The organism is Stenotrophomonas sp. YJH_SMC_79, assembly GCF_059367995.1.
Map to the genome: position 1 here is coordinate 180,262 of NZ_JCAFRK010000005.1, position 18,462 is coordinate 198,723.

Consider the following 18,462-nt stretch of genomic DNA (forward strand, 5'->3'; position numbering starts at 1 on the left):
CCATGCGATTGATCATCCGCGGCGCACTGCCGTGCGCCCTGCTGCTGGCTGTTTCCAGCGCCCACGCCGGCGTCGACCGTGTCACGGTGCAGCTGGACCATGCCGACTACAGCGATGGCTTCGGCAAGCGCGACGTACAGACCGTGGACGTGGCCGGCCGCAGTGGTGACAGCCGATGGCACCTGGGGTTGGCCCATGGCGAGCGTGACTACGGCAGCAGGCGATTCAGCGGCAACCGCGTACAGGGCTCGCTGCACCATCGCTGGAGCCCGCGCCTGTCCACCCGCACCGCCGTCACGGCATCCAACGATGATCCAGTGTTCGTCAACCGCCAGGTGAACCAGGACATCCAGTGGAAAGTGACACCGCAGACCGTACTGAGCGTGGGCGGCAAATACGCCCAGTACCATGCCGGCGCCTATGTGAGCGGCTGGTCGGTGGGTGCCTCGCATTACTTCCCGCGCGTGACCACATCACTGCGCCACGAACGGCACCGCCAGTCCAATGGACCGGATGGGCATGGCACCACACTGTCGCTGCGGCTGAAGGATGGGCAAGGCCGTGGCTCGACCCAACTGTGGCTGGGCAGCGGCACGGCCGGCTACACCGCCGAGTCCGATCCGCTGCTGCTGCGCGAGCACGACGCACGGCGTGCCTTCCTGCGCCGCAGCCAGCCATTGGGTGAACATCTGGTGCTGGACGTGGGTATCGGCAAGACCTGGCACAAGACGCGCCTGGACAGCTTCCAGAGCATGCAGTCGCACCTGGGCCTGGGCTACCACTGGTAAGCCTGTGGTCGATCGGCGGCATGCATTGCCGCCGATCTTCAATCCGCTGGGGTCAGCGCCACCACGCGCGCGCCAGTGCCACCACGCCGACCGCACCGGACAGCCAGCTCCACATCGGCAGGTCGCCCCAGTACCAGCCCGGCGGCTGCACCACGTACATCAATGCAGCGATGGCGAGCAGGCCGACACCGGTGATCGCCCCCACGGCGCGCTTCTGCAGGCGCTGCAGGCTGGCGTCGAGCGCAACCAGATCGCGCGACCGCATTGCCAACTCGTGTCGGCCTTCCACCTGCTGGGTCAGCCAGGCATGTACCAGGCGCGGCATGTCCGGCGCGTGGGTCATGATTTCCGGCAGGCGCTTGCCGATCTCGCGTACCACCCGGCGCGGGCTGTAGCGCTCGCGCAGGATCTTCGCCAGCACCGGCTTGGCCACCGCCCAGATGTCGATCTGCGGATCGAGCTGGCGGCCGACGCCTTCGATGTTCAGCAGGGTCTTCTGCAGCAGGATCAGCTGCGGCTGCAAGGTCAGCTGGTAACGCTGCGCCACGCGGAACAGTTTCATCAGCACTTCGGCCAGCGAGATCTGCGACAGCGGACGTGTGAAGTACGGCTCGCATACCGAACGCACGGCCGCTTCCAGATCGTCGATGCGTACGTGGTCCGGCATCCAGCGTGCCTGCACGTGCAGTTCGGCGATGCGGCGGTAATCGCGGTTGAAGATGGCCATGAAGTTCTCGGCCAGGTAGTACTGATCTTCCTGCGAGAGCTGGCCCATGATGCCGAAGTCCAGCGCGATGAATCGCGGGTTGGCACGGCGCGCCGGATCGGTATCGACCCAGATGTTGCCAGCGTGCGCATCGGCGTGGAAGAAGTTGTCGCGGAACACCTGGGTGTAGAACACCCGCACGCCCTTGGCGGCCAGCGCCTTGCGGTCGATGCCGGCCTTGTCCAGCGCCTCGATGTCGTCGGACGGAATACCCCACACGCGCTCCAGGGTCAGCGCGCGCTCTGCGGTGTGGCTCCAGATCACTTCCGGCACGTACAGGTCGTCGGAATTTTCCCAGAAGCGGCGCAGCACGCTGGCATTGGCGCCTTCGCGCTGCAGGTCCAGCTCGGCGGCCAGGGTGTTCTCGACCTCGGCCACCACTTCGCGCGGGCGGATCTTGTCGGCGCGTGGGTGGGTGCGCTCGACCAGCGCCGCCAGCGAGTTGAGAAGGGCGATGTCAGCGTCGATCTGCTTCTCGATGCCCGGGCGCAGCACCTTGACCACCACCTGGCGGCCATCAGCCAGGGTGGCCGCGTGCACCTGCGCGATCGAGGCCGAAGCCAGCGGTTCGGTATCGAAGCTGGCGAAGGCCTCGCTCACCGGCAGTCCGAGCGCGTCCTCGACGATGCGACGCGCGGTCTCGCCATCGAACGGCTTGACCCGGTCCTGCAGCAGGGTCAGTTCATTGGCCACGTCCGGCGGTACCAGGTCGCGGCGAGTGGACAGGATCTGGCCGAACTTGACGAAGATCGGGCCGAGGTCCTGCAGCGCCAGACGCAGGCGGGCGCCGCGCGACTGCGAAGCAATGCTGGCCGAGGCGCGCGGCACGAAGGGCTTGGCCAGGCGCAGCCAGCGCTCGGCCGGCGTGCCCTGCAGCAGGTCGTCGAGACGATAACGCAGGATCACCCGGCCAATGCGGCTGGCCCGCAGCACGGCCTTCATGCGGCACCCCGCAGGCGCTGCACGCGTGCACCCAGGCGCTCGACGTCGTCGCGCAGCACGTCCACATCATCGTGGAAGGCATCCAGTTCAGCGCGCGGCACTACGTCGCGCGATTCTTCGGTGATGAACTCGGCGGCGCTGTGGGCCAGGTCGATCGCACCCTGACGTGCATGCTGCAGGGCGCTGCGCAGGGTGTTGGCCACCTGCACGCCCAGTACTTCGCCGAACACGCTGACGAAGGGCTGCTGCCAGTCCGGGTCGAAGCCCTTGGCCAGCTGCTGCAGGCGCCGCGCCAGTTCGGCGTCGCCGGCCACGCGCACGCGGCCCTTGCCGCTGTTGTCGCCGCGTCGTGCGTTGGCCAGCAGCGGCAGCTGCGCCAGCACGCCGGCCAGGCTGCTGCGCACGGCCAGGTCGGCTTCCTGCGCATCCACCGGGCCGACCCGCAGCTGGTCGCCGTCGACGCTGATGCGCATCGCCAGCGAAGGCGCTTCCAGGGTCAGGTCGATATGCCGGCCGTCGAGGCTGGCCAGTGCATGGCGGGTATCCGGATCCAACGCCAGTGCGCGGTTCAGGGCGATCTGCAGGGCGCGGCCAGCGACCGGCTTGAGGGACTTGAGCAGGGAGAGAGCCATGTGCGCATTCTACCTGCGTGGGTGGGGGGCTTGGGCCGGGCTGCCGCCCGGCACCCGCAGAGGCACCGGCAACGGCAACGGCCAAAGCAACAGCGGGCATTCCGTGGGTTGGCGGGATGGGTCCGGTTGCGGGGGACGCCGTAAACCCGTCCGTGGGGGCTTGGCCGCGGCATCCATGCCGCGGACACCCCCGCAACCGGCCCCACCCCGCCTTCGACAGATTTCCGCGCTGTTGGTGGGTGTCGACCTTGGTCGACACAGTAGATCCACGCCATGCGTGGATGGATTTCTGGTTCATCTGTGCCTCACCCGGAGGGCCGGTGAAGGTTCATGCTATGAGGCCACGCAACGCACAGGACATCGCATTTCCCATGGCACGGACCCGGGTCGGCATCATCTTCGGGGGCAAGTCCTCCGAGCACGAAGTTTCGCTGCAGTCGGCGAAGAACATCCTCGATGCGCTTGATCGCGAGCGCTTCGAGCCGGTGCTGGTCGGTATCGACAAGCAGGGCCAGTGGCATCTGAGCCAGCCGGATACCTTCCTGATCAATGCCGATGATCCGTCGCGCATCGCGCTGCATCGGTCCGGCACGTCGCTGGCGGTGCACCCGGGTGTGGAACACGGGCAGCTGCAGCCGTGCGATGCGGCCAGCGCGCTCGGCCAGATCGACGTGGTGTTGCCGATCGTGCACGGGCCACTCGGCGAAGACGGTGCGCTGCAGGGGCTGCTGCGCATGGCCAACCTGCCCTTCGTCGGTTCGCCGGTACTGGGCTCGGCAGTGGCGATGGACAAGGACGTGACCAAGCGCCTGCTGCGCGACGCCGGCCTGCAGGTCGCGCCGTGGCTGTGCATCCGTCGCCATCAGGTCGCGGAGGTCGATGCCAATGCGGTGATCGCGCAGCTCGGCCTGCCGCTGTTCGTGAAACCGGCCAACCAGGGTTCGTCGGTGGGCGTGAGCAAGGTCAAGGATGCGGCGGGCTTCACCGAGGCACTGGCATTGGCGCTGCGCTACGACCACAAGGTGCTGGTGGAATCGGCGGTGGTCGGCCGCGAGATCGAGTGCGCGGTGCTGGGCAACGAACATCCGCAGGCCAGCCTGTGCGGCGAGGTGGTGGTGCACGACGAGTTCTACGCCTACGACACCAAGTACATCAACGAGGATGGCGCCGAGGTGGTGGTGCCGGCGGATATCGATGCTGCAACCCAGGCGCGCGTCCAGCAGATCGCGCTGCAGGCCTACCAGGCGCTGGAGTGTGCGGGCATGGCCCGCGTGGATGTGTTCCTCACCGCAGCCGGCGAGATCGTCATCAACGAGGTCAACACGCTGCCGGGCTTCACCCGCATCAGCATGTACCCGAAGCTGTGGGGCGCCAGCGGTGTGGACTACACCACGCTGATCACGCGGTTGATCGAGCTGGCGCTGGAGCGCCATGCTGCGGACCAGGCGCTGCTGTAGCGTCGAGCCATGCTCGCCTCATGAGAAGCAGCCGAGCATGGCTCGGCTCTACAGAAGACGTGCCGACCAACGGTCGGCACCCACCGGGAAGCGGCGTACCGGTCGGTGACCGGCACGTCCTGCAGGTTCTATCCGCGCTTGCGGAACATCGAGATCACCGCCAGCACCAGGAAGATCACGAACAGGATCCAGGCGATGTTGCTGGCGGCACCGGCGATGCCGGAGAAGCCGAGTACGGCGGCGATGATGGCGATGACGAAAAAGATGACGGCGTAATGCAGCATGGCGCTCCTCGCAGATGTCCGGGCCGTTGGATGGCGTGGGTCCATCCTCCCGATCTGGCGGTGTGCAACCAGTGATGGCGACCTATGCGGCAGATGAAGCCTTCAGCCTGCGCAGCCCTTCCTCGATGCTGACCTGCGGCACGTAGCCGAAGTCGCGGCGCGCCGGTTCCATGCTGTACCAGTGCGGCGTGCACAGCTGCTCGGCCAGGAAGCGGGTCAACGGTGGTTCGCCGCGCAGGCGCAGCAGCGGCCACAGCCGCTCGCAGACCGCACCGATGCGGTAGGCGGTCTTGAAGCTGATCGCCTTGTCCACCGTCGGTGCACCCACAGCGGCCAGCAGCTTGTTGACCAGCTCGCGCATCGGCAGCGGTTCGCCGTTGGAAATGAAGTAGGCCTTGCCTGCACATGCAGCGCCCGGCGCCAATGCCTCGAAGGCGAGGAAGTGGGCGAGCGCGGCGTTGTCGATGTAGGTGGTATCGACCTTGTTGTTGCCATCGCCCACCAGGCGCAGGCGGCCCTGCCGCGCACGTTCGGCCAGGCGCGGCACCAGCTGCTGGTCGCCCGGGCCCCAGATCAGGCGCGGGCGCAGCGCCACCGTCGCCAACGAGGCGTCATTGGCCGCCAGCACACGCTGTTCGGCAATCGCCTTGGTCGCCGCATACGGCGCCTGGAAGTCCTCGCCGTAAGGCACTTCGTCGGCGCCGAGCCCTTCCACCGGGTGGGTGGCACGGTGCGTCACGCTGGGCGTGGAGGTGTAGACCAGCCGGCTGATGCCGTGCGCGCGGCATGCGGCGATCACGTTGTCAGTGCCGACCACGTTGGCCTGGTGGTAGCTGTCATAACTGCCCCAGGCGCCAGCCTTGGCGCCGTTGTGGAACACCGCGTCGACGCCGGCCACCGCGTGCAGCACCGCCTGCGCATCGGCCAGGTCGCCGCGGATCTGGCCGACGCCCATCGCCTGCAGCTCCGGGTAATGACTGCGGTTGAACGCCAGCACCTGGTGGCCACGCTCGACCAGGCCGCGGCACAGTGCCTGGCCAAGGAAACCACCACCACCGGTGACCAGGATCTTCATGCGCGCTTCTCCAGTTCGGCGCTGGCCCAGACGGCGAGCTTCTCGCGGCCGATCTTGGCGTTGTGACGGATATCGACGGGGAACGCAGGATGTACCAGGAAGTGCTGCAGGCCAGCCTCGGCCAGGCACGCCGCTGCCTTGGCACGCAGCGCTTCCTGCAGTGCCGGGCTGTCGGACTGGCCACGCTGCAGCTCCACGCACAGCACCGGCACCTGCGCACCGGCAGCGCCGACGCCGACCAGCGCAGTGCGCGCCACGCCTGCCACGGTGTTGAACACCGGCTCGACCTGTTCGGTGTACAGCGGCCCGCGCGCGGTCTCCACGCGCTGCGTCTTGCGGCCGCAGAACCACAGGCGGCCCTGCGCATCGAAGTAGCCCACGTCACCCATGCGATGGACGATGCGGGTGCTGCCATCGGCCAGCGTCTCGCGGATCTTCGCTGCGGCCGTGGCCTGCGGGCGGTTGAAGTAACTGTCGGTAGCGGTCGGGCCAGCCACCGTGATTTCTCCCACTTCGCCAACGGCCAGCACGCGCGCCTGCGACCAGTCGGCCAGCGGCGCGTCATCGATGGCAACGATGCGGACCTCGTTCGGCGCCACGACGCTGCCCACGCAGGTACCGGCACCGGCCTCGGTGGCGGCGCGCGTGCGTTCCAGCTCGCGGCCTTCGACCACCGCCACCGGCAGGCACTCGGTGGCGCCATATGGCGTCCAGAACTGCGCATCGGCGGGCAACAGGCTACGGATGGTGGCGACCACGTCCGGCGGCACCGGTGCCCCCGCCGAGGTCACCCGGGTCACCGTCGGCAGCGGACGGCCATGCTTCGCCAGCACCCGCATCAATGCCGGAGAACCGAACAGCTGGGTCACACCGAAACGCTGGATGGCGTCGTGCAGGCGCGCCGGGTCGGCCTGCGCCGGCCGGGTCGGGTCCATGTCCGGGATGACCGAGGTCAGGCCCAGCGCAGGATCGAACAGGGCGAACGGCGGGAAGGTCGGCAGGTCCACCCCGCCCGCTTCCATGCCGAAGGCGCTGCCCAGCAGCTGGATCTGGCCGACGAAGTGGCGATGGCGGTAGACCACGCCCTTCGGCACGCCGGTGGAGCCGCTGGTGAACAGGATCGCGGCCATGTCCTCGCCGTCAGTGGCCGCCAGCATCGGCCCGCCGCTGGCGCCGGCGCGCTCCAGCGCGGCCAGCGTGGTCCCGCCCCAGCCGAGGCGGCGGCCGACGGTCACCAGGCGGGTCGCCGACGGTGCCCAGCGCAGCACCAGCCGCGCCACATGCGCCAGCGGAATGCCGATGAAGGCCTCCGGCTGCGCCTCGTCCAGGCACTGCTTCAGCGCGCGCCTGTCGATGCCCGGGTCGACCAGCACCGGCACCGCGCCCAGCTTGAACAGGGCAAACATCAGCAGGAAGAACTCCGGCGACGGCCGTACCATCACCACCGTGCGCACCCCACGGCCGATCCCGTAGCCGGCCAGGCCGGCCGCCATGGCATCGCTGCGGGCGTCCAGCTGGCGGTAATCCAGGGTCACGTCGTAGGCGGCCATGCCGTTGCCGGCGCCACGGCGGCCAGGGCAGCGGATGGCGATCTGATCAGGCCGTTCACGCGCCAGTTCAGGCAAGCGGGCGGCAATATTGCAGGGTCGGTTCATCCGTTCATTGTCGCCGCTTACGGAATTTCTTGCGCGGCGGCCCACTTCGTGGAAAATCCGCACCCTCGTTCCTGATTCCGACTGCCGCCCGAGGCGGCTTGCCCATGCAACATCCCTGCATGACCTGCGGCGCCTGCTGCACTCAATACCGCGTGGCCTTCCACTGGATGGAATCAGACGAGGTCACCCCCGGCGGCGTGCCGCACCAGCTGACCGAGGTTCTCGACCCGCACCGCCTGTGCATGCGCGGCACCCATTCCAAGCCGGTGCGCTGCGTGGCGCTTGATGCGCAGATCGGCGTGTATTCACGCTGCACCATCCACCCCAACCGGCCCAGCGTGTGCCGTGAGGTGGATGCATCGTGGGAGTACGGCAAGGCCAGCCCGCAGTGCGACAAGGCGCGCATCGCCTATGGCCTGGATCCGTTGACGCTGGCCGACTGGCGCTGGCGCGACGCGGCCGACAATGACGACGACCATCCGGACGACAACGGCAACAGCCCGTCCTCGCCGCCGCAGGCGCCGGTCGCCGCGTAGCGGCAGTGCCGGCCGCTGGCCGGCAACCTCTTGAACCCGGCGCGCATTGCGCCCTTGCCGGCCAGCGGCCGGCACTACCGGGATCCGCCCCGGGAACCGATCAGATCGGGTTCTTGTCCAGGAACGCGCGGATCTCCGGCACCAGCACCTCGTGCTTGTCTTCCAGCACGTAGTGGCCGGCGTCCTCGAAGGCATGTACCTGGGCCTGCGGCAGCGCGGCCTGGAAGCCCTTCAGGAAATGATGATCGAACACGAAGTCGCGCAGGCCCCAGCCGAGGAAGGCCGGGCGGTCGGCGAACGACGGCAGCGCCTTGCCGGCCCGCTCCAGCAGCGACCAGGCCTTGTCGGCCGGCGACAGCGGGATATCCTGCATGAAGCGGATGGTGCTGATGCGGTTGGCGTAGTTGTTGTACGGCGACACGTAGGCGCGGCGCACGTCGGCCGGCATCTTCCGCTCCACGCCCAGCCACGAGGCACCGGACGAGAACGCATTGAAGGTGCGGATGATCCACTCGCCGATCTTCCAGTGGCGGCCCAGCGCGATCTGCCACGGCATCTTCTTCGCCGCCGGCATCGGGAACGCGGCGGTGTTGAGCACCACCAGGCGCTTCACCTGGTCGTGGTGCGACAGCGCCCAGCCGAAACCGATCATGCCGCCCCAGTCGTGCACCGCCAGGGTCACCGGGCCGGTGATGCCCAGGTGCTTCAGCAACGCATCAAGATCATCCACGCGCGACTGCAGGGTGTACTCGTAGCGGCTATCGTCCGGCTTGTCCGACAGGCCCATGCCGATGTGGTCCGGCACGATGCAGCGGTACGTGTCCGACAGGCCGGCCACCAGCGTGCGCCAGTAATAGCTCCACGACGGGTTGCCGTGCACCATCACCACCACCTCGCCGTCGCGCGGGCCTTCGTCGAGATAGTTCATCGACAGGCCGGGGCGCACTTCGAAGCGCTGCGGGTGGGCGGGGTAACCGGGAAGATCGCGCATGCGGAGTACCTAGGGAGAGTCGCGGCGCAATGTAGAGCCGAGCCGATGCTCGGCTGCTCTCCGGTCCGCTGCGGAAGAGCCGCGCTGCGCGCGTGAGCCGAGCATGGGCTCGGCTCTACAGGAGGTCGGGCAGCGGGCTGCTTACCAGACCACTTCAGCCATCGAACAGTTCAGGCCCGAGCCGATGCCGAGCAGCGCGATGCGATCGCCCTTCTTCAGCTTGCCCAGCTGCTTGAGCTTGCTCAGCACGATCGGCACCGAGGCCGGGCCGATGTTGCCGTGCTCGCCGAAGATGGTCATGACCTTCTTCGGGTCGATGCCGAAGTTCTTGATGAACGCGGCGGTGTGCGGCTGGCTGACCTGGTGGATCACGAACTGGTCCAGCTCTTCCACGGCCCAGCCCAGGGCGATCTTGGCGGCGGTGAAGGTCTTCTGCGCCAGCTTGATGCCTTCGATCAGCAGCAGGCGGGTGTCGGTGACCATGCGGTCCAGGTTGCCCAGGCACAGCTGGTTCCACTCGGTGGCCGAGCGGGTCACGCCGCCCTTGTAGCGCGGCGCGTCCGGCACCAGCTCCGAGCGCGCCATCACCATCGCCGCGGCACCCGAACCGGTGGTCAGCGCCGCCAGCTCGTTGCGGAAATCGTCGGCGGTGACATCCGGGGCGGTCATGCGCTCCAGGGTCTTCTCGTACACCAGGTTGGCGGTCTCGCCGTCCACCACCAGCGCGTAGTCGATGTCACCGCGCTCGATCATGCGCGCGGCGATATCCATGCCGTTGATGAAGGCCAGGCAGGCATTGGCGACGTCGAAGGTCATGCACTCATCGCTGACGCCGAGATTGCCCGAGACGATGGAGGCGGTGGACGGCTCCAGGTAGTCGCGGCTGACCGAGGTGTTGACCAGCAGGCCAACCTGCGTCGCATTGATGCCTGCGTCTTCCAGTGCCTTGCGGCCTGCCATGGTGGCAGCGTCGGACGCCAGCACGCCGTTGTCCCACAGGCGGCGCGCGTGGATGCCGGCGATGTCGCCGAGCACGTCGGTGCGGATACCCAGGCGATCCAACGTCGGCTGCAGGCGTTCGTTGATTTCCTTGGTGGTCAGCGTATGCGGCGCGTCGACGTGTGCCAGGCCGGCGATCGAGACATTCTTGAAGAGCATCGAGGTTAGCGCCAAGGCTCAGGCAAAAGGGGGCGCTATTCTATAACCCCCGGGGCCTTCACCGCATCTTTACGAATTCAGCCTTGGCCGTATGGTGAAGCGTTCAGCGCGGCGGGCACTGGAACGCGGCGAAGCGCTGGCTGCCATCAGCGGGCGCCGCAGCGGCCTGCACGGCATTGGCGCCGGCACTCGGGGCCTCGTTGCGGGCCAGGGTTTCCAGCTCTTCCTGCACGCGCAGAGGGTTGCGGTTGTAGAAACCGACCTTGCTCTTCACGGTCACCACCACCTCGCCCTTGGCGATGCAGCCGGCCGGGACCGGACCTGCCGGCAGCACGCGGGTCGCCTTGCCGGCCGGTTCGATCGGCACCCAGGTACAGGCGGTGACGGTGAGCAGCAGGGAGGAAAGCAGCAGAACGCGCATGGGCAGATCCTGGAAGGGTATGGAGGGATTCTGCCTGAACAGCCTGAATCGGGGGTAGCCGGTGGGGGGTCGGATCCCCCGGTAGCGCCGGGCCGTGCCCGGCGAGCGCGCAGCGCGGCCTTGCTGGCCGCCGGAAAACCGCCGGGCATGGCCCGGCGCTACCACAGGGAGCCTGCCCGCCGTAGCGGGCAGGCACTTCCCTTACTTCTTGACCGGGTTGCCTTCTGCGTCGATCACCGTCACCTCGCCCAGGTTCAGCGCGCGCACGGCCGCTTCGGTCTGCTTGAGGTCACCCACCACCACCCAGGTCAGCGCCTGCGGCTTGATCTCGGCGGCGGCCTGCTGCACCTGCGCCGGGGTCATCGCTTCGATCTCGGCCTTGCGACGCAGCACGTAGTCGTCCGGACGCTTGAACTGGACGATCGAGCCGATGGTCGATGCCACCGCGCTGGCGGTCTCGTAGGCACCCGGCAGGCTCAGCGTCTGGATGTTGCGGATGCGGTTCACCTCGCCGGCGGTGGCCGGCTTGCTGCCATCGGCGAACGCGGCGATTTCCTTGCGCATTTCCGCCATCGCCGGACCCGTCTTGTCGATCTGCACCGGCGCGCTGGCCATCCACGGACGCTGGCCGACCGAATTGACCGCGCTGCTGCGTGCACCGTACGACCAGTGCTTGTCTTCACGCAGGTTCATGTTCAGACGCGAGGTGAAGTCGCCGCCGATCACGCCGTTGGCGATGTCGAAGCGGGTCGAGCTGGTGGCGCTGGACGGCGCGACCACCTGGCCGGCGAACAGATTGGCCTGCACTGCGCCCGGCTGGTCGATCAGGAACACGCGCGGGCCCTTCGGCAATGCGACGTCGGTGGCGGCCTTCACCTGCGGGGCATCGCCGGCAGCCTTCCAGTCACCCAGCTGCTTGTCCAGCAGCGGCACGATCTCGGCCAGGGTGGTGTCACCGACCACGATCAGGGTGCCGTTCTGCGGGCGCAGCCAATCGTGGTGGAAGTCGACCAGGTCTTCGCGGGTCAGGCCGTTGATCGCTGCTTCGTCACCGCTGCCGGTGAACGGAATGGCATACGGATGGCCCTTGCCGTACAGCAGCGGCGGCAGCACGCGCATCGCCACCGCACCCGGGTTGACCTTCTCCTGCTGGATGCCGGCGATCCAGCTCGCCTTGACCCGGTCGATCTCGCCCTGCTCGAAGCGCGGTTCGCGCAGCAGATCGCGATACAGCGCCAACGACGGCGCCAGGTTTTCCTTCAGCGCCGACAGGTCCACGCTCATCGAGTCCAGGCCGGCCGAGGCATCCAGGCTGGCACCCAGTGCGTCAGCGGCATCGGCGAAGGCCAGCGAGCCGAGCTTGCCGGCGCCTTCGGTCATCAGGCTCATGGTGAAGTTGGCGGTGCCCGGCTTGCGGCCCTGGTCGGCGCTGAAGCCGCCCGGGAACTGGTAGCTGAACTGCACCACCGGAATCTCGTGGCGCTCGGCCAGGATCACCTGGGTGCCGTTCTTCAGCGTGGCGCGCTGCAGCGCCGGGAACTTCAGCTGCGGGAACTCGCGGGTCTGCAGCACGCCGGCCTTGCGGTCGACCTGCTCCGGCAGCGTGCTGTACTTGGGGTCCACTGCCGGCACATTGAACGGCTTCGGCGCCTGGCTCGGGTCTTCCTTCAGCGCCACGCGCTCACCCGGTGCGATCACCAGGGTGTGGCTGCCCTTGTCCAGCCACTGCGTGCCCAGACGGCTCAGATCGGCGGCACTGGCCTTCTCGATGTTGGCCAGCGAGGTGCGGAAGCAGCCCGGGTCGCCGGTGAACACCGCGCACTCGGCCAGCGCGTCGGCCTTGCCGCCGAAGCCACCGATGCGCTCGATGCCGCGGATGAAGCCGGCGCGGGCACCGGTCTTGGCGCGCTCCAGCTCGGCCGCGGTCGGGCCCTGCTTGATCAGCCGATCCAGTTCCTCGTCGATGATCTTCTCGACCTTGGCCGGGTCCTGGCCCTGCTTGACCGTCGCCATGATCACGAAGTTCGAACCCAGCTGCGACGTCGACAGGCCCGACGCGATGCTGTCCACCAGCTTGTCCTGGTGCTGCAGGCGCTGGCTCAGGCGCGAGGACTTGGCACCGCCCAGGATCTGCGCGAACAGCTGCAGCTGATCGACATCGGCGGTGCCGACCTGCGGCACGTTCCAGGCGCGGTAGATGCGCGCCTGCGGCACCTTGTCGGTCATCGTCTCGCGCGTGTCGGCGCTGCGCTTGGCCACGTTCACGGCCGGCTGCGCCATGGTCGGGCCGGCCGGAATGCTGCCGAAGTACTTGCCGACCTTTTCCTTGGCGGTGGCCAGGTCGATGTCGCCGGCCAGCACCAGCACCGCGTTGTTCGGGCCGTACCAGGTGCGGAACCAGGTCTTCACGTCATCCAGCGACGCCGCGTTCAGATCGTTCATGGAACCGATCACGCTGTGGTGGTACGGGTGGCCCACCGGGTACATCGCCTTGTTGAGCTGGTCCCAGGCCTGTCCGTAGGGCTGGTTCTCGCCCTGGCGCTTCTCGTTCTGCACCACGCCGCGCTGCTCGTCCAGCGCCGCCTGGTCGATCGCACCGACCAGATGGCCCATGCGGTCCGATTCCATCCACAGCGCCATGTCCAGTGCGGTGGTGGGCACGTTCTCGAAGTAGTTGGTGCGGTCGGTATTGGTGGTGCCGTTCTGGTTGGTGGCACCCACCTGCTTGAACGGTTCGAAGAATTCGCCGTCGTGGTTTTCGCTGCCCTGGAACATCAGGTGTTCGAACAGGTGCGCAAAGCCGGTACGGCCGGCCGGTTCGTCCTTGCTGCCCACGTGATACCAGACGTTGACCGCGACGATCGGCGCCTTGCGATCGGTATGCACGATCACGCGCAGGCCGTTGGGCAGGGTGAACTGCTCATACGGGATATCGACCTTGGCCGGTGCGGCCGGCTTTGCCGCCAACGCATGGGAAGGCACAAGCGTGCCCAGGGCGGTGCTGAGGGCGACAGCCAGCAGTGCAGCGCGCGGGCGAAGGGCGAGAGACATATCCGGATCCTTGGTCACATAGGTGAACCCCGATCCTAGCGTGCGCACGCAGCGGCAGGAATCGGTCGCCAGTCACTGGGGGTGTTTGCCCCAGTGCGCCATCCGCCCGGCCCTCCCAGGCTGGCGTGGGAAGTCACATGCACCCGCAGCAGGCGTCCGGACAGTGTCCGCGGCGCATCGAATGGACAGGTGTCCGCCCACCGGACACTTTTCGATCCAAACAAAACCCTTGTAAATCAACGACTAAAAGTTGGCACGGGGATTGCTTGGTACTTCCTGCGCCAGGAAGGGCTTCAGACGAAAGCTGACTGAAGACTGAACAAATGCAGGAAATCGAAAATTTTCCTTGCATGCCCAGAATCGGTGTACTACCTTACTACCACACCACTGATCACCAACACTAAACAGGCCCCGTCATGAACGCCAAGACCATTGCCATCGCCATCGCCCTGATCGCCGGCACCGCGGTTGTTTCGTCGGTGCAGGCCTCCGAATCCATCAAGACCCTGTCCACCGTGCAGGTCCGCCCGGCCGCCGACCAGCTGGCCCAGCAGGCCTGGGAACAGGCCAGCGGCATTCCGACCCTGGCCACCGTGGAAGTTCGCCCCAGCGCCGACCAGCTGGCCGAGCGCAGCGGCTACGTCGCCGCCCCGGTCGCCGCCGCGATGCCGATCACCACCCTGGCCTCGGTGGAAGTGCGTCCGAGCCTGGAGCAGCGCGTCGCCCTGGCCGCCGAACTGGAAGCCCAGCGCTACGCCGCGACCCTGGCTGCTGCCGCCACCAACGTCGCCAACTCGGTCATCGTCAACCTGCCGGCCCTGCAGGTGCGTCCGAGCGCCGCCGACCTGCAGGCCCTGGCCACCGAAACCGCCCAGGTTCTGCTGCGCCCGTAACCGGTGCCGCCCTGCCCAGCGCAGGGCGTGCGCCGTAAAGGCGGCCGCCGTCGCAGGTACACTGCGCCGATGAAAGCCGCGCCCCAGTTCCACGTGATCCTGTTCCAACCGGAAATCCCGCCCAACACGGGCAATGTGATCCGGCTCTGCGCCAACACCGGCGCGCAGCTGCACCTGGTCGAGCCGCTCGGCTTCGCACTGGAAGACAAGCAGCTCAAGCGCGCCGGCCTGGACTACCACGAGTATTCGCGCCTGCAGGTGCACCCCGACCTTGACACTGCACTGGCGCGGATCGCACCGAAGCGGTTGTTCGCCCTGAGTACGCGTGCCAGCGTCCGCTATGACAGCGTGGCGTTCGAAGACGGTGATGCGTTCCTGTTCGGCCCGGAAAGCCGCGGCCTGCCGCAGGACGTGCTCGATGCTTTGCCCGATGGCCACCGCCTGCGCCTGCCGATGCGGCCGGACAACCGCAGCCTCAATCTTTCCAACACCGTTGCCGTGGTGATGTACGAAGCGTGGCGGCAGCATGGGTTTGCCGGCGGGGCGTAGCTCACGTGCGTCACTTTCTTTGCTCGCGCAAAGAAAGTAACCAAAGAAACGCGCCGCTTTCAGCGTGCCAATCGCAACGCCGGCCAGCGGCCGGCACTACCGGTGCACTCAGAACGCGTTGATGCCGGTCAGTTCGCGGCCGATCACCAGCTGGTGCACGGTCTCGGTGCCTTCATAGGTGATCACCGATTCCAGGTTCAGCGCGTGGCGGATCGCCACGTGTTCGGTGGTGATGCCGGCCCCGCCCAGCAGATCGCGGCATTCGCGGGCAATGTCGATGGCCATGCGGCAGTTGTTCCACTTGGCCAGGCTGACCTGCTGCGGCTGCAGCTGGCCGGCTTCCTTCAGGCGGCCCAGCTGCAGGGCCAGCAGCTGCGCGGTGGTGATGCGGCGGGCCATCTCGGCCAGCTTGATCTGCGCGCTCTGCGTGGCCGCCAGCGGGCGACCGAACAGAACGCGCTCCTTGGCATAGCCCAGTGCTTCATCCAGGCAGGCAATCGCCGCGCCGATCGGGCCCCAGCTGATGCCGTAGCGGGCCTGGGTCAGGCAGCCCAGCGGCCCCTTCAACCCCTTCACGTTCGGCAGGCGATGGCTGTCGGGCACACGCACATCGTCGAAGAACAGCGCACCGGTCAGCGACGCGCGCAGGCTCATCTTGTGCTTGATTTCCTGCGTGGTGAAACCGGCCATGCCCTTTTCCAGCACGAAGCCCTGGATGCCGTCCTCGGTCTGCGCCCAGACGATGGCCAGATCGGCCACCGGACCGCTGGTGATCCACATCTTGCTGCCGGTGATGCGCCAGTCACCGCCGTCACGCACGGCGCGGGTTTTCATGCTGGCCGGATCGGAACCACCATGCGCCTCGGTCAGGCCGAAGCAGCCGATCAGCTCGCCGCGCGCCATCGCCGGCAGCCACTGCTGGCGCTGTTCCTCGCTGCCATAGGCGTAGATCGGATACATGCACAGCGAGCTCTGCACCGAGACGAAACTGCGCAGGCCGGAATCGCCGCGCTCCAGCTCCTGGCAGATCAGGCCGTAGCTGACCGCGCCCAGGCCACCACCGCCGTACTCGGTCGGCAGAGTCGCACCGAGCAGGCCCAGTGACGCGATCTCCGGCACCAGTTCATCGGGGAAGCGGGCCTGGTCGAAGGCATCGCCGATGATCGGCAGCACACGCTCGTTGGTGAAACGGGCGACGCTCTCCTGTACGGCGCGCTCTTCCTCGTTGAGCAGGGAACGGACATCAAACAGATCGTACGGATGCAAAGCCATGGCACTCACACGCAGTCAGGACCCGGCCATTGTCGGTCATCCGGGCAGAGCGTGCCGACCAGGGTCGGCACCCACCAGAGCTGCGGCACTACGCTGCAACGCAGCAATCGTGGCGTGAACGGCGCCGATCTAGCTGGATCCGGCGCGTCCCGGTACCCTGACACATTCAAACAACCGTTTCGCCCGTGGCCGCACGCGCGATTCCCAGGCACCGCCGGTGGCCCCGATGCCGGCCCTACCCACGAGTCATGCAATCGATGAGCGCTGAAGCCAACGCCCTGCCCCCGCGTGAAGTAATGGAATTCGACGTGGTGATCGTCGGTGCCGGCCCCGCCGGCCTGGCCACCGCGATCCGCCTGCGCCAGCGCGCGATCGAAGCCGGTCGCGAATTGTCGGTGTGCGTGCTGGAGAAGGGTTCCGAACCGGGCGCGCACGTGCTGTCCGGCGCGGTGATGGATCCGCGCGCGCTGACCGAACTGTTCCCGGACTGGGCCGAGCGTGGCGCACCGCTGAAGCAGAAGGTCACCCGCGACGAATTCCTGTTCCTCAGCCAGACCGGTTCGCGCAGCACGCCCAACGCGCTGCTGCCGGAGTGCTTCCACAACGAAGGCAACTACATCATCAGCCTGGGGGAAGTGACCCGCTGGCTGGCGCAGCAGGCCGAGGCGCTGGAAGTGGCGATCTTCCCCGGCTTCGCCGCCGCCGAAGTGCTGTATGGCGACAACGGTGAAGTGATCGGCGTGGCCACCGGCGACATGGGCATCGAGAAGGACGGCAGCATCGGCCCGGCCTTCGAGCGTGGCATGGCGCTGCAGGCCAAGTACACGATCTTCGCCGAAGGCGCACGCGGCCACCTGGGGCGCCAGTTGATCGCCCGCTACAAACTGGACGAAGGCAAGGACCCGCAGGCCTACGGCATCGGCATCAAGGAACTGTGGCAGATCGACCCGGCCAAGCATGAGCCGGGCCTGGTGGTGCATGCCGCCGGCTGGCCGCTGGACAGCGACACCTACGGCGGTGCATTCCTGTACCACGCCGACGGCGGCAAGGTCGCGATCGGCTATGTGGTCGGCCTGGACTACAGGAATCCGTGGCTGAGCCCGTTCGAGGAATTCCAGCGCTTCAAGACCCACCCGCAGATCCGCAAGCACCTGGAAGGCGGCACCCGCATCGGCTACGGCGCGCGTGCGATCACCGCCGGCGGCCTGCTGTCGCTGCCGAAGACCGTGTTCCCCGGTGGCGCGCTGGTCGGCTGCGAGGCCGGCTACCTCAACGCCAGCCGCATCAAGGGCAGCCATGCCGCGATCAAGACCGGCATGCTGTGCGCCGACGCCGCGTTCGATGCGCTCGCCGCCGACCGCCAGCACGATGAACTGAGTGCCTACCCGAAGGCCTTCGAAGCCAGCTGGCTGTTCACCGAACTGCAGCAGGCCAAGAACTTCAAGCAGTGGTTCAAGAAGGGCCAGACCGTGGCCACGCTGATGACCGGCGTAGAGCAGTGGCTGCTTCCCAAGCTGGGTGTGCGCAACCCACCGTGGACCCTGCATCGCACCCAGCCCGACCACGCCTGCCTGGAACCGGCGTCCAGGCACACCCGCATCGCCTACCCGAAGCCGGATGGCGTGCTGACCTTCGATCGCCTCAGTTCGGTGTTCCTGAGCAGCACCAACCACGACGAAAACCAGCCCAGCCACCTGACGCTGAAGGACCCGAGCATTCCAGTGAAGGTGAACCTGGCCGAGTACGCCGGTCCGGAAGCGCGCTACTGCCCGGCCGGCGTGTACGAGTTCGTCGGCGACGCCGACAACGCGCGGCTGCAGATCAACGCGCAGAACTGCGTGCACTGCAAGACCTGCGACATCAAGGACCCCACCCAGAACATCGTCTGGGTGACCCCGCAGGGCGGCGGCGGCCCGAACTACTCGGGCATGTGATCGCACCGGGCTGCGACCGCGTGTCGCAGCCCGCCTGCCCCGCTGCGTCGCTATCCTG

The 18,462-nt window shown here is 67.4% G+C and carries 16 protein-coding genes; 6 read left to right on the forward strand and 10 right to left on the reverse strand.

Annotated elements, in window-relative coordinates:
* Positions 1-2 precede the first annotated feature (2 nt).
* The gene (locus tag AC5P57_RS18420) at positions 3-788 is read left to right on the forward strand and encodes a YaiO family outer membrane beta-barrel protein (RefSeq protein ID WP_099551569.1); all 786 of its coding nucleotides are present in this window, start codon (positions 3-5) and stop codon (positions 786-788) included.
* A 52-nt stretch (positions 789-840) separates the two neighbouring features.
* Here the strand turns inward: AC5P57_RS18420 and ubiB are convergent, their stop codons facing one another.
* Together ubiB and AC5P57_RS18430 are read right to left on the reverse strand one after the other, a co-directional pair.
* A complete protein-coding gene (gene ubiB, locus AC5P57_RS18425) occupies positions 841-2,496 on the reverse strand; it encodes a ubiquinone biosynthesis regulatory protein kinase UbiB (RefSeq protein WP_099551570.1) in 1,656 nt (551 codons plus the stop codon).
* Positions 2,493-3,128, reverse strand: coding sequence for a ubiquinone biosynthesis accessory factor UbiJ (locus tag AC5P57_RS18430; protein ID WP_099551571.1), 636 nt, complete (start codon positions 3,126-3,128; stop codon positions 2,493-2,495). Before AC5P57_RS18430 ends, ubiB begins: the two co-directional genes overlap by 4 nt.
* Before the next feature lie 371 nt (positions 3,129-3,499).
* On the opposite strand from AC5P57_RS18430, the gene ddlA reads away from it, so the two are divergent.
* Entirely contained in the window at positions 3,500-4,585 is a 1,086-nt protein-coding gene (gene ddlA / locus AC5P57_RS18435; RefSeq protein ID WP_262235835.1) for a D-alanine--D-alanine ligase, read from the forward strand.
* Between the two features lie 128 nt (positions 4,586-4,713).
* Here ddlA and AC5P57_RS18440 read toward each other — a convergent pair whose 3' ends face one another.
* From AC5P57_RS18440 to oleC, 3 genes are all read right to left on the reverse strand, one after another.
* Positions 4,714-4,869 carry a DUF1328 domain-containing protein gene (locus tag AC5P57_RS18440; protein ID WP_049429804.1) on the reverse strand — a complete coding sequence of 52 codons (156 nt, stop codon included), beginning with the start codon at positions 4,867-4,869 and terminating at the stop codon, positions 4,714-4,716.
* 82 nt (positions 4,870-4,951) lie between these two features.
* A complete protein-coding gene (oleD, locus tag AC5P57_RS18445; protein ID WP_262235837.1) occupies positions 4,952-5,944 on the reverse strand; it encodes a 2-alkyl-3-oxoalkanoate reductase in 993 nt (330 codons plus the stop codon).
* Entirely contained in the window at positions 5,941-7,599 is a 1,659-nt protein-coding gene (gene oleC, locus AC5P57_RS18450) for an olefin beta-lactone synthetase (protein ID WP_262235838.1), read from the reverse strand. Before oleC ends, oleD begins: the two co-directional genes overlap by 4 nt.
* 104 nt (positions 7,600-7,703) lie before the next feature.
* On the opposite strand from oleC, the gene AC5P57_RS18455 reads away from it, so the two are divergent.
* Positions 7,704-8,135 (forward strand): YkgJ family cysteine cluster protein, encoded by a 432-nt coding sequence (locus tag AC5P57_RS18455; protein WP_088023282.1) that lies wholly within the window; start codon positions 7,704-7,706, stop codon positions 8,133-8,135.
* A gap of 100 nt (positions 8,136-8,235) precedes the next feature.
* Here AC5P57_RS18455 and AC5P57_RS18460 read toward each other — a convergent pair whose 3' ends face one another.
* From AC5P57_RS18460 to AC5P57_RS18475, 4 genes are all read right to left on the reverse strand, one after another.
* Positions 8,236-9,126, reverse strand: coding sequence for an alpha/beta fold hydrolase (locus AC5P57_RS18460; protein ID WP_099551575.1), 891 nt, complete (start codon positions 9,124-9,126; stop codon positions 8,236-8,238).
* 141 nt (positions 9,127-9,267) lie between these two features.
* Positions 9,268-10,284, reverse strand: coding sequence for a 3-oxoacyl-ACP synthase III (locus AC5P57_RS18465; RefSeq protein WP_004135358.1), 1,017 nt, complete (start codon positions 10,282-10,284; stop codon positions 9,268-9,270).
* A 103-nt stretch (positions 10,285-10,387) separates the two neighbouring features.
* Positions 10,388-10,705 (reverse strand): DUF4156 domain-containing protein, encoded by a 318-nt coding sequence (locus tag AC5P57_RS18470; RefSeq protein ID WP_005407628.1) that lies wholly within the window; start codon positions 10,703-10,705, stop codon positions 10,388-10,390.
* 201 nt (positions 10,706-10,906) lie between these two features.
* A complete protein-coding gene (locus tag AC5P57_RS18475) occupies positions 10,907-13,756 on the reverse strand; it encodes a M16 family metallopeptidase (RefSeq protein ID WP_262235839.1) in 2,850 nt (949 codons plus the stop codon).
* Positions 13,757-14,172: 416 nt separating this feature from the next.
* Here AC5P57_RS18475 and AC5P57_RS18480 point away from each other — a divergent pair, with 416 nt between their 5' ends.
* On the forward strand, positions 14,173-14,649 hold the full coding sequence (locus AC5P57_RS18480) for an XAC0231 family protein (RefSeq protein WP_049402662.1): 477 nt from the start codon (positions 14,173-14,175) through the stop codon (positions 14,647-14,649).
* Between the two features lie 69 nt (positions 14,650-14,718).
* Positions 14,719-15,198: a tRNA (cytidine(34)-2'-O)-methyltransferase gene (locus tag AC5P57_RS18485; protein ID WP_262235840.1), complete on the forward strand. Its 480-nt coding sequence runs from the start codon at positions 14,719-14,721 to the stop codon at positions 15,196-15,198.
* A gap of 108 nt (positions 15,199-15,306) precedes the next feature.
* Here the strand turns inward: AC5P57_RS18485 and AC5P57_RS18490 are convergent, their stop codons facing one another.
* On the reverse strand, positions 15,307-16,470 hold the full coding sequence (locus AC5P57_RS18490) for an acyl-CoA dehydrogenase family protein (protein WP_262235841.1): 1,164 nt from the start codon (positions 16,468-16,470) through the stop codon (positions 15,307-15,309).
* 257 nt (positions 16,471-16,727) lie between these two features.
* Here AC5P57_RS18490 and AC5P57_RS18495 point away from each other — a divergent pair, with 257 nt between their 5' ends.
* Positions 16,728-18,404: an electron transfer flavoprotein-ubiquinone oxidoreductase gene (locus AC5P57_RS18495; protein WP_262235842.1), complete on the forward strand. Its 1,677-nt coding sequence runs from the start codon at positions 16,728-16,730 to the stop codon at positions 18,402-18,404.
* Positions 18,405-18,462 lie beyond the last annotated feature (58 nt).

Excerpts from the sequence above, each read along its gene's own strand:
- AC5P57_RS18440 (WP_049429804.1), bottom strand. The coding sequence starts at position 4,869 with ATGCTGCATTACGCCGTCATCTTTTTCGTCATCGCCATCATCGCCGCC.
- AC5P57_RS18465 (WP_004135358.1), bottom strand. The coding sequence starts at position 10,284 with ATGCTCTTCAAGAATGTCTCGATCGCCGGCCTGGCACACGTCGACGCG.
- AC5P57_RS18475 (WP_262235839.1), bottom strand. The coding sequence starts at position 13,756 with ATGTCTCTCGCCCTTCGCCCGCGCGCTGCACTGCTGGCTGTCGCCCTC.
- AC5P57_RS18470 (WP_005407628.1), bottom strand. The coding sequence starts at position 10,705 with ATGCGCGTTCTGCTGCTTTCCTCCCTGCTGCTCACCGTCACCGCCTGT.
- AC5P57_RS18430 (WP_099551571.1), bottom strand. The coding sequence starts at position 3,128 with ATGGCTCTCTCCCTGCTCAAGTCCCTCAAGCCGGTCGCTGGCCGCGCC.
- AC5P57_RS18455 (WP_088023282.1), top strand. The coding sequence starts at position 7,704 with ATGCAACATCCCTGCATGACCTGCGGCGCCTGCTGCACTCAATACCGC.
- AC5P57_RS18420 (WP_099551569.1), top strand. The coding sequence starts at position 3 with ATGCGATTGATCATCCGCGGCGCACTGCCGTGCGCCCTGCTGCTGGCT.
- ubiB (WP_099551570.1), bottom strand. The coding sequence starts at position 2,496 with ATGAAGGCCGTGCTGCGGGCCAGCCGCATTGGCCGGGTGATCCTGCGT.
- oleD (WP_262235837.1), bottom strand. The coding sequence starts at position 5,944 with ATGAAGATCCTGGTCACCGGTGGTGGTGGTTTCCTTGGCCAGGCACTG.
- AC5P57_RS18490 (WP_262235841.1), bottom strand. The coding sequence starts at position 16,470 with ATGGCTTTGCATCCGTACGATCTGTTTGATGTCCGTTCCCTGCTCAAC.
- AC5P57_RS18480 (WP_049402662.1), top strand. The coding sequence starts at position 14,173 with ATGAACGCCAAGACCATTGCCATCGCCATCGCCCTGATCGCCGGCACC.
- oleC (WP_262235838.1), bottom strand. The coding sequence starts at position 7,599 with ATGAACCGACCCTGCAATATTGCCGCCCGCTTGCCTGAACTGGCGCGT.
- AC5P57_RS18460 (WP_099551575.1), bottom strand. The coding sequence starts at position 9,126 with ATGCGCGATCTTCCCGGTTACCCCGCCCACCCGCAGCGCTTCGAAGTG.
- ddlA (WP_262235835.1), top strand. The coding sequence starts at position 3,500 with ATGGCACGGACCCGGGTCGGCATCATCTTCGGGGGCAAGTCCTCCGAG.
- AC5P57_RS18495 (WP_262235842.1), top strand. The coding sequence starts at position 16,728 with ATGAGCGCTGAAGCCAACGCCCTGCCCCCGCGTGAAGTAATGGAATTC.
- AC5P57_RS18485 (WP_262235840.1), top strand. The coding sequence starts at position 14,719 with ATGAAAGCCGCGCCCCAGTTCCACGTGATCCTGTTCCAACCGGAAATC.